Annotated in this window: 9 protein-coding genes and 1 pseudogene; all 10 read left to right on the forward strand. The window is 58.7% G+C overall.

Annotation, left to right across the window (positions count from 1 at the left end; translation table 11 throughout):
- The first annotated feature begins 87 nt into the window (after window positions 1-87).
- Window positions 88-1,152 (forward strand): maleylacetate reductase, encoded by a 1,065-nt coding sequence (locus E8E95_RS16450; protein ID WP_179060085.1) that lies wholly within the window; start codon window positions 88-90, stop codon window positions 1,150-1,152.
- Between the two features lie 19 nt (window positions 1,153-1,171).
- Window positions 1,172-2,128 carry a VOC family protein gene (locus E8E95_RS16455; protein WP_179060086.1) on the forward strand — a complete coding sequence of 319 codons (957 nt, stop codon included), beginning with the start codon at window positions 1,172-1,174 and terminating at the stop codon, window positions 2,126-2,128.
- Between the two features lie 10 nt (window positions 2,129-2,138).
- Complete coding sequence (locus tag E8E95_RS16460; RefSeq protein ID WP_179060087.1) at window positions 2,139-2,819, forward strand: dienelactone hydrolase family protein; 681 nt, start codon at window positions 2,139-2,141, stop codon at window positions 2,817-2,819.
- Window positions 2,816-3,730 carry an NAD(P)-dependent oxidoreductase gene (locus E8E95_RS16465; RefSeq protein WP_179060088.1) on the forward strand — a complete coding sequence of 305 codons (915 nt, stop codon included), beginning with the start codon at window positions 2,816-2,818 and terminating at the stop codon, window positions 3,728-3,730. Before E8E95_RS16460 ends, E8E95_RS16465 begins: the two co-directional genes overlap by 4 nt.
- A gap of 9 nt (window positions 3,731-3,739) precedes the next feature.
- Complete coding sequence (locus E8E95_RS16470; RefSeq protein ID WP_179060089.1) at window positions 3,740-4,126, forward strand: carboxymuconolactone decarboxylase family protein; 387 nt, start codon at window positions 3,740-3,742, stop codon at window positions 4,124-4,126.
- Between the two features lie 275 nt (window positions 4,127-4,401).
- Window positions 4,402-5,520: an S-(hydroxymethyl)glutathione dehydrogenase/class III alcohol dehydrogenase gene (locus E8E95_RS16475; protein ID WP_280351905.1), complete on the forward strand. Its 1,119-nt coding sequence runs from the start codon at window positions 4,402-4,404 to the stop codon at window positions 5,518-5,520.
- A gap of 76 nt (window positions 5,521-5,596) precedes the next feature.
- The gene (locus E8E95_RS16480; protein WP_179060091.1) at window positions 5,597-5,980 is read left to right on the forward strand and encodes a VOC family protein; all 384 of its coding nucleotides are present in this window, start codon (window positions 5,597-5,599) and stop codon (window positions 5,978-5,980) included.
- A 152-nt stretch (window positions 5,981-6,132) separates the two neighbouring features.
- Complete coding sequence (gene fdhA / locus E8E95_RS16485) at window positions 6,133-7,332, forward strand: formaldehyde dehydrogenase, glutathione-independent (protein ID WP_280351907.1); 1,200 nt, start codon at window positions 6,133-6,135, stop codon at window positions 7,330-7,332.
- Between the two features lie 249 nt (window positions 7,333-7,581).
- Window positions 7,582-7,779, forward strand: a complete 198-nt coding sequence (locus tag E8E95_RS16490; RefSeq protein WP_256873399.1) for a hypothetical protein — start codon at window positions 7,582-7,584, stop codon at window positions 7,777-7,779.
- A 784-nt stretch (window positions 7,780-8,563) separates the two neighbouring features.
- Window positions 8,564-8,700, forward strand: a pseudogene (locus E8E95_RS16500) (transcriptional regulator); the annotation flags it as partial.

The raw sequence follows: 8,700 nt of genomic DNA on the forward strand, positions 1-8,700 counted from the left end.
TCTTTCGATAGATGACCTGCGCGGTCCTACAAGTATTTTTACTGATGTGCTGCAGCAATATTAATAAGAGGTCAGTGAGGAGATCCGATGCAACCATTTTCCTACAACGCACTTCCTGCGCGTGTGATATTTGGCTTCGATACGCTTCGCCAGGTTGCTGAAGAAGTTCAGCTACTTGGATGCAAACGCGCGCTTGTTCTATCAACGCCGCATCAAAAGGCAGAAGCGCAGCATTTATCGGATTCCCTCGGGGAGCTGTCAGTCGGTACGTTCACTGAGGCCACCATGCACACTCCCGTCGAAGTTACGGCGCGGGCGGTGGAGCACGTCAAGCGCCTAGACGCTGACTGCGTCATTGCTCTTGGGGGAGGATCGACAATCGGCCTTGGCAAAGCCATCGCACTTAACACCGACCTTCCCCAGATCGCCATTCCGACCACTTATGCCGGGTCGGAAGCCACCCCGATCCTCGGCCAGACCGAAAAGGGTATCAAGACCACACAGCGGACCCTAAAGGTCCTGCCGGAAGTCATCATCTATGACGTGGAGCTTACCCTTACCCTCCCGGCGCAGCTGACTGTCACGTCCGGTCTGAACGCAATTGCTCACGCTGTCGAGGCGCTGTATTCGAAAGATGCCAACCCACTGATTTCGATGCTTGCCGAGCAAGGCATTGCCGCAATTGCCCGCGCCATTCCTCGCATCCATGCCAACCCAAATGATCGCGAAGCACGCTCCGATGCCCTCTTTGGCGCTTGGGCGTGCGGTACCTGTTTAGGCGCGGTAGGCATGTCCCTGCACCACAAGCTGTGCCACACGCTCGGCGGCAGCTTCGATCTACCGCACGCGGAGACCCATACCGTGGTGCTTCCTCATGCGGTTGCCTACAACGCGTCGGCTGCTCCGGAAGCCATAGCGCGTGTTGCCCGAGCGCTCGGAGTCGATGACGCAGCCAAGGGGCTGTACGACTTGGCCACCAAGCACGGTGCTCCGAAAAGCCTCGCTGACATCGGCCTTCGTAGAGAAGACGTGGCGCGCGCGGCTGACATCGCCTGTGCCTCCCCTTACTGGAACCCCCGAACGATCGAACGAGCAAGCATCGGCGAGCTCCTCGAAAACGCTTTCCTCGGCATCCGTCCTAACTCCAACTAAAACGCGCCTGGAGAACCTCATGGAAATCAATCCGCATATCCTCCGCCATCACCACATTACCCTGAACGTCGGCGGTGCCCAGGAAGACTACGACTTCCACACCAAGGTGCTCGGACTGAAGAGCGTCAAAAAGACCGGTCTCTACGACGGAAACGAGCCGATTTACCATCTCTACTACGGGAACGACCTCGGCGAAGAAAGCACGCTGGTCACCTGCTTCCCGATGCGTCAGTCCGGTCGTAAGGCCCGTCGTGGCTCTGGCCAGGTCAAGACTCTCGCCCTTTCGGTACCAGTCTCCTCGCTTAGCTTCTGGGAGAAGCATCTTTCCAGTTTCGGGTTCAAGCCGGCCTTCATGGAACGATTTGGCGAGAAGCTCCTGCAGTTTGCCCATCCATGCGGCATCGTCTATGAGCTAGTCGGCATTGCTGACGACAACCGCAAGCCGTACTCCAATGGGGCTATCCCAAGCGAATTTGGTATTCGTGGAACCCACGGCATTACGGTCACGGTTCGCGATCTGGAGAACTCCTCCGAGTTCATGCATTACGGCTGGAGCGGGAAGCAGCGAGAAGTCGATGGTGCATTCACCCGCTTCGAGGTGGGCAATGGTGGTACCGGCACCATCATCGACTTCGAGCTCGCACCCAATCTGCCGCAGGGTTCCTGGGCCTATGGCGAGGGCACCGTTCACCATTGCGCCTTCGAAGTCTCCGACCTGGAGATCCAACGCAGCGTCAAGCTGCATCTCGAAGGCCTTGGTTATACCGACGTTTCCGACCGCAAAGATCGCGGCTACTTCGACTCGATCTACGTTCGCACGCCTGGTGGTGCCCTGTTCGAAGCCTCGGTGTCCAAGCCTCAGGGTTTCCTCGTCGACGAGTCGTACGAGAATCTCGGCGGAACAATCCAGATTCCGCCACAGCTGGGCGCCAATGCTCAGGAAATCGCGGCATACCTCGAACCACTCAAGTACTGAGGACAGAGGCATGTCCCCTACCCCACATCTGGACCAACCTGCTCACGAGTTCGGCCCGGCACCAGAAGCTACCGGCATGGCGGTAATTCTGATCCACGGCCGAACGCAAGGACCGCAGGACATGGTCGCGATTGCCGATCGCCTCAACGTGCAAGACGTTTCCTACGTAGCGCTGCAGGCGAGCGACAACAGCTGGTATCCCGACAAGTTCATGGCACCGCTGGAGAACAATCGGCCGCATCTCGACCACGCTCTCGCGCGCGTGGAAGTAGCAGTCGGACGCCTTGAAGATCGCGGCATTCCCCGATCCCGGATCGTCCTACTCGGTTTCTCCCAAGGCGCATGCTTGGCCTGCGAATTCGTTTACCGCAATCCAACTCGTTGGGGCGGATTGGTCGCCTACACAGGTGGACTGATCGGGCCGGAGCAAATGACCTGGCTACTTGATCGGAAGCTGCAGCGGACCCCTATCTTCCTGGGAAATGGAGATGCCGATCCGTGGGTTCCTCTAGCCAGGACCGACCAGACCGCAACCGTCTTTGGCCGCATGGGCGGCGACGTGGAGCTTGAGACTTATCCAGGGCGCGAACACGCCGTCTGTGACGACGAAATCGCCCACGGCCGAGCAATCATCCAGTTGCTCAAGCAATCCGTTTCAGCACAAGTAGACAGCAGAGGAAGTAACGAATGAGCTTGCCAAGCATTGGCTTCATCGGCTTGGGGACCATGGGCGAACCAATGGCTACCAGGCTGGTAGAAGCAGGTTATTCGCTGACGGTTTTTGATCTCAACACTAGTTCGGTGAGCCGCCTCGTAGCGATGGGCGCAACCTCCGCCCACAGTCCGGCCGAAGTTGCAGCTCAAGCCGAAATCGTACTCGCCAGCTTGCCGACCCCCGACATCATGCTCAAGGTCGCTCTGGGTGAAAACGGCGTCTGCAACGGTGGCAAGGTCCGAGTGTTCATCGACCTGTCCACATCTGGCCCGCGGGCAGCCAAGCAGCTTGCCAGCGGACTGGCAGCACATGACATCACAGCGCTCGATTGTCCTGTGAGTGGCGGCGCGGCAGGAGCCCGCAAAGGGACGCTTGCCTTGATGGTGTCGGGTCCTGAGCGCGAGCAAGCGGAGACGACCCCGATCCTGAAAAACCTCGGGAAAGTCATTTCCTGCGGTAACGAACCAGGTCTGGGTCAGACGATGAAGTTAGTGAACAACCTGGTCTCGGTCACGGCTTTGGCAGTTTCCTGCGAAGCCTTGGTAATGGGCGTTAAAGCCGGGCTGGACGCGAAGGTCATGCTCGACGTCTTCAATGCTGGAAGTGGCCGTAACAGTGCAACCACCGACAAGCTCCCTCGAGCGATCCTCCCTCGCACGTTCGACTTCGGGTTCACCACCGGCCTGTCACTGAAGGACACCCGCATCTGCCTGGAAGAAGCCGAGGCCATGGGCGTGCCGATGCCCGTCGGGAGTGCCGTGCGGCAGGTCCTGAACATGACCCGCGCAACTTACGGCGAGGGAGCTGACTTCACTCGAATCGCCTGCCTCATCGAACAGTGGGCGGGCATCGAAATGCCTGCGATTCAAGTCCAAGACAACGCATAGGAATAGAGAATGAACCGAGAGCTTTTTGAAAAGGGCTTTGCCAATCGTAAAGCCGTACTGGGTGCAGAACACGTCGAGCGTTCTTACGCTGCAGCGGATAGCTTCAATAAGCCGATGCAGGAGCTGGTTACTGAGTACTGCTGGGGCGCGGTATGGGGTGATGAAACCCTCCCGTTCAAAACGCGGAGCATCATCAACCTTGCTGCACTGACAGCGATGAACCAACACCACGAACTGGGCGTCCACGTGAAAGGTGCCTTGACCAACGGTGTCACTCGGGAAGAAATCCGTGCTGTGCTAATGCAGGCTGCAATTTACTGCGGCGTGCCGGCTGCTCTTGCTGCTTTCCGAGTAGCCAGCGAGGCAATCAAGGCTTGGGATGCTGAACACGCCTGAGTCATCAAAGAACCCGCTCTGCAATGGAGCGGGTTCTGATCCAAACTTCGTGCATCAAAACGACAGTTGCGAGTTCAAGACCATGAGTCCTCATCAGTTGCGTGACGACTCTCCTTCCTAGCCTGTCACGCCCTACCCCTGGGGCAATCGTTCGATAGGTGTTCTGAGGCATTACCACTGCAATTGTTATACGAGCCCGAGTGCACGGTTCGTTGCTGCGCGGCACAAGCACGACCGCAACCAACAAAAAATCCAAGTAACGAGGAACATCTGGAATGATCAAGTCTCGCGCTGCGGTGGCCTTCGCCCCCAATCAGCCACTGCAGATCGTTGTAGTCGACGTAGCGCCGCCCAAGGCGGGCGAAGTCCTGGTGCGCATCGTGGCGACCGGCGTCTGCCACACCGACGCCTACACCCTGTCCGGTGCTGACTCCGAAGGCGTGTTCCCCTGCATCCTCGGTCACGAGGGTGGTGGCATCGTCGAGGCCGTAGGTGAGGGCGTCACCTCGCTGGCGGTGGGCGACCACGTGATCCCGCTCTATACGGCCGAGTGCCGTGAGTGCAAGTTCTGCAAATCCGGCAAGACCAACCTCTGCCAGAAAGTGCGCGCTACCCAGGGCAAGGGCCTGATGCCCGACGGTACCAGCCGTTTCAGCTACAACGGCGAGCCGGTCTACCACTACATGGGCTGCTCGACTTTCTCCGAATACACCGTGCTGCCGGAAATCTCCCTGGCGAAGATTCCCAAGGACGCCCCGCTGGAGAAGGTCTGCCTGCTCGGCTGCGGAGTGACCACCGGCATCGGTGCCGTGCTCAACACCGCCAAGGTAGAAGAAGGCGCCACCGTAGCCATCTTCGGCCTGGGCGGTATCGGCCTGGCAGCGATCATCGGCGCCAAGATGGCGAAGGCCTCACGGATCATCGCCATCGACATCAACCCGGACAAATTCGAGGTGGCCCGCGAGCTGGGCGCTACCGATTTCGTCAATCCGAAGGAACACAGTAAGCCGATCCAGGACGTCATCGTCGAGCTCACCGACGGCGGCGTCGAGTACAGCTTCGAGTGTGTCGGCAACGTCAACCTGATGCGCGCCGCGCTCGAGTGCTGCCACAAGGGTTGGGGCGAGTCCGTGATCATCGGCGTGGCGCCCTCCGGTGCCGAGATCAGCACCCGTCCGTTCCAACTGGTGACTGGCCGCGTCTGGCGCGGTTCGGCCTTCGGCGGCGTGAAGGGCCGCACCGAACTGTCGAGCTACGTGGACAAGGCACAGCAGGGCGAGATCCCTTTGGACACCTTCATCACCCACACCATGACCCTGGATGACATCAACAAGGCCTTCGACCTGATGCACGAAGGCAAGAGCATCCGAACGGTTATCCAGTTTCAAGACTGAGTCTAACGACCCAGTTATCCAAGGCCGAGAGCAATGCTCTCCAGCCATCTTTAGACCCACAAAGAGAAATCACAAGATGTCCATCTTCACGCACGTAACTGTTGGCACCAACGACCTGGCCAAAGCCCGTAGCTTCTACGACAACGTTTTGGGTGCGCTGGGTAATAAGCGCATTGCAGATCTTGGCGAAAATGGCTCCATCTGGGGCGTAGACGCTCCGTCCTTCTTCGTACTGAAACCTGCAAACGGCGAACCTGCCAGCGTAGGTAACGGTGTCACTGTTAGCTTCGAAGCACCCAATCGCGCCGCCATTGATGCTTTCCATGCCGCTGCTCTTGCTGCCGGCGGTAAAGACGAAGGTGCTCCCGGCCCGCGTGGTTGGGCTCCGAACGCATACGCCGCATATGCTCGCGACCTCGATGGGAACAAGCTGGCGGTTTACTGCTTTAAAGCTGAGTAAGCACATCAGGCGCCTAACCTAAGGCGCTATCGAAGGCGCACTGCCGTTGCATGCATGTGCGCCCTCCTCCGAAACCAATAATCACGAACTTTCAGTGGTTCCTCTGGAAACCACCGAATCCCGAAACACTCGCATGAGTGGAAGGAGTTGGCATGTCTGGTAATCGTGGTGTCGTTTATCTCGGTGCGGGCAAGGTCGAAGTGCAGAAGATCGACTACCCGAAAATGCAGGATCCGCGCGGCAAGAAGATCGAGCACGGGGTGATTCTGAAGGTGGTCTCCACCAACATCTGCGGCTCGGACCAGCACATGGTGCGTGGCCGTACCACCGCCCAGGTCGGCCTGGTGCTCGGCCACGAGATCACCGGCGAGGTGATCGAGAAGGGCAGCGACGTCGAGAACCTGAAGATCGGCGACCTGGTTTCCGTACCCTTCAACGTTGCGTGCGGCCGTTGCCGTTCCTGCAAGGAACAGCACACCGGCGTCTGCCTGACCGTCAACCCGGCCCGTGCCGGCGGCGCCTACGGCTATGTCGACATGGGCGACTGGACCGGCGGCCAGGCCGAGTACGTGCTAGTGCCCTACGCCGACTTCAACCTGCTGAAACTGCCGGATCGCGACAAGGCCATGGAGAAGATCCGTGACCTGACCTGCCTCTCCGACATCCTGCCCACCGGCTACCACGGTGCCGTAACCGCCGGCGTCGGTCCGGGCAGCACCGTCTACGTTGCCGGTGCCGGCCCGGTCGGCCTGGCCGCCGCCGCCTCCGCCCGCCTGCTGGGCGCCGCCGTGGTCATCGTTGGTGATGTGAACCCGGTGCGTCTGGTGCATGCCAAAGCGCAGGGCTTCGAGATCGCCGACCTGTCCCAGGACACCCCGCTGCACGAGCAGATTGCCGCTCTGCTGGGCGAGCCGGAAGTGGATTGCGCCATCGACGCTGTAGGCTTCGAAGCGCGTGGCCATGGCCATTCCGGTGCCCAGCACGAGGCTCCAGCCACCGTGCTCAACTCGCTGATGCAGGTCACCCGTGTGGCCGGCAAGATCGGTATCCCCGGCCTCTACGTCACCGAGGACCCGGGCGCTACCGATGCCGCGGCGAAGATCGGCAGCCTGAGCATCCGCTTCGGCCTCGGCTGGGCGAAATCCCACAGTTTCCACACCGGCCAGACTCCGGTGATGAAGTACAACCGCGCGCTCATGCAGGCGATCATGTGGGACCGCATCAACATCGCTGAAGTGGTGGGTGTGCAGGTCATCAGCCTGGATGACGCACCGCGTGGCTACGGCGAGTTCGATGCCGGTGTGCCGAAGAAATTCGTCATCGACCCGCACAAGACCTTCAGCGCAGCCTGATTCGCTTCTACCGTCGACGCCGCGATTTGTGCCTGCGGCGTTAACCTTTAGGAGCCTTCGGGCTCCTCTTTTTTCCCGCAATCAGATTAACGAGTGAGCATCCGGTCCCCGCTGACTGCCCGTCCCTCTCACGACCACAGGGCACGCCCAATCGTTGGAGTAAGTAGGATTGAGCAGAATTAACGGCACACGGCCCACTCACTTGGGACACACAGCGAGCACATCCGTTTGAACCTTCAAGATGCCACCTTGGCCCTCTTCCTCACCGCTCACATCCATGGCACCAATGCAGCCATCAAGGCCACGGCCAAGCGCTGCGCCAATTGCCTTCCCCACAGTAAACGGGACTTGATGCTCTCTATCATTGACAGCACCGAGCCGCTCAAGCTGGTCAGGTACATTGCTGAAAACCTGGACTCTGTCGATATGGGGCAGATCGCGCCTTAAAGATCAGCGACAGTTGCCATTACCTGAATTGTGCCTACGGGGTAAGGAACGGAACTCTACCCCGCTCTCCGGTGCTAGAAATGATATTTGTCGAACCGAGGTTTAAAGGGTTCTGCGCAAAGGTCTGCTGGAGCAATAGGATGCGCGGGTGCATTAAGCTGACGCACACCACCTCATCCACTACGGGTACCATCCCACCGCTGGGACTTGTTTAGGGGACGCATCCTACATAGAGCGCAATGCTCCCTTCCAGTCCATGGCGCTGCCCTCTTATCACCTGCCGATTAGGCGTAGTGTCCGCAAAATCACCAAAGCAGCATCATATAGCCACCACGGCGCAACTGTAGCGTCAGAAGACGTAGTGGGCACGGTCTGAATCAAAGTAAAGCGATTGCTCTCGCAGCTCACACGAAGACTTGAAGCGATCTACGAGTTGGCGAATACTGGATAGCTAACTGACACAAGGCATCGCAGTTTGACTTTATTGGACGCCACCATTGCCCTCTTGCTCGCCGCTCAGATTCACTGTTCGGATAAAGCAATCAAAGCTACGGCGAAACGCTGCGCTCAACGTCTTCCCCGCAGCAAACGGGACGTGATGTTCTCCATCATCGACAGCACCGAACCTCTCAAGCTAGTCAGGTACATAGCTGAGAATTTGGACTGATGGCCTCGAACAACGCGTTCCTTGCAAATTGACCAAGGGCAATGCCCAGCGCCAGAGTAATTTCACGCGAAATCGGTCAACTGCGGTGTCTATTTGCATCACGCTAAGGAGAATGCAATGAGCAAACTGGCCGAATTTAAACGCCTGGAAGCACAGCTCGCGGAACAACTTGCCGCGCTGAACAGCCTCAAGAACGACGCAGAACTCAAGCGCGAAATTGAGTTTGAAACCAAACTCAGAGCGCTTCTCGATGA

Origin of the sequence: Pseudomonas sp. BN414, from assembly GCF_029871275.1 — a bacterium.
GTDB classification, from domain to species: domain Bacteria; phylum Pseudomonadota; class Gammaproteobacteria; order Pseudomonadales; family Pseudomonadaceae; genus Metapseudomonas; species Metapseudomonas resinovorans_C.

Coding starts and splice junctions, on each gene's coding strand:
- E8E95_RS16450 (WP_179060085.1), top strand. CDS start 88: ATGCAACCATTTTCCTACAACGCACTTCCTGCGCGTGTGATATTTGGC.
- E8E95_RS16455 (WP_179060086.1), top strand. CDS start 1,172: ATGGAAATCAATCCGCATATCCTCCGCCATCACCACATTACCCTGAAC.
- E8E95_RS16460 (WP_179060087.1), top strand. CDS start 2,139: ATGTCCCCTACCCCACATCTGGACCAACCTGCTCACGAGTTCGGCCCG.
- E8E95_RS16465 (WP_179060088.1), top strand. CDS start 2,816: ATGAGCTTGCCAAGCATTGGCTTCATCGGCTTGGGGACCATGGGCGAA.
- E8E95_RS16470 (WP_179060089.1), top strand. CDS start 3,740: ATGAACCGAGAGCTTTTTGAAAAGGGCTTTGCCAATCGTAAAGCCGTA.
- E8E95_RS16475 (WP_280351905.1), top strand. CDS start 4,402: ATGATCAAGTCTCGCGCTGCGGTGGCCTTCGCCCCCAATCAGCCACTG.
- E8E95_RS16480 (WP_179060091.1), top strand. CDS start 5,597: ATGTCCATCTTCACGCACGTAACTGTTGGCACCAACGACCTGGCCAAA.
- fdhA (WP_280351907.1), top strand. CDS start 6,133: ATGTCTGGTAATCGTGGTGTCGTTTATCTCGGTGCGGGCAAGGTCGAA.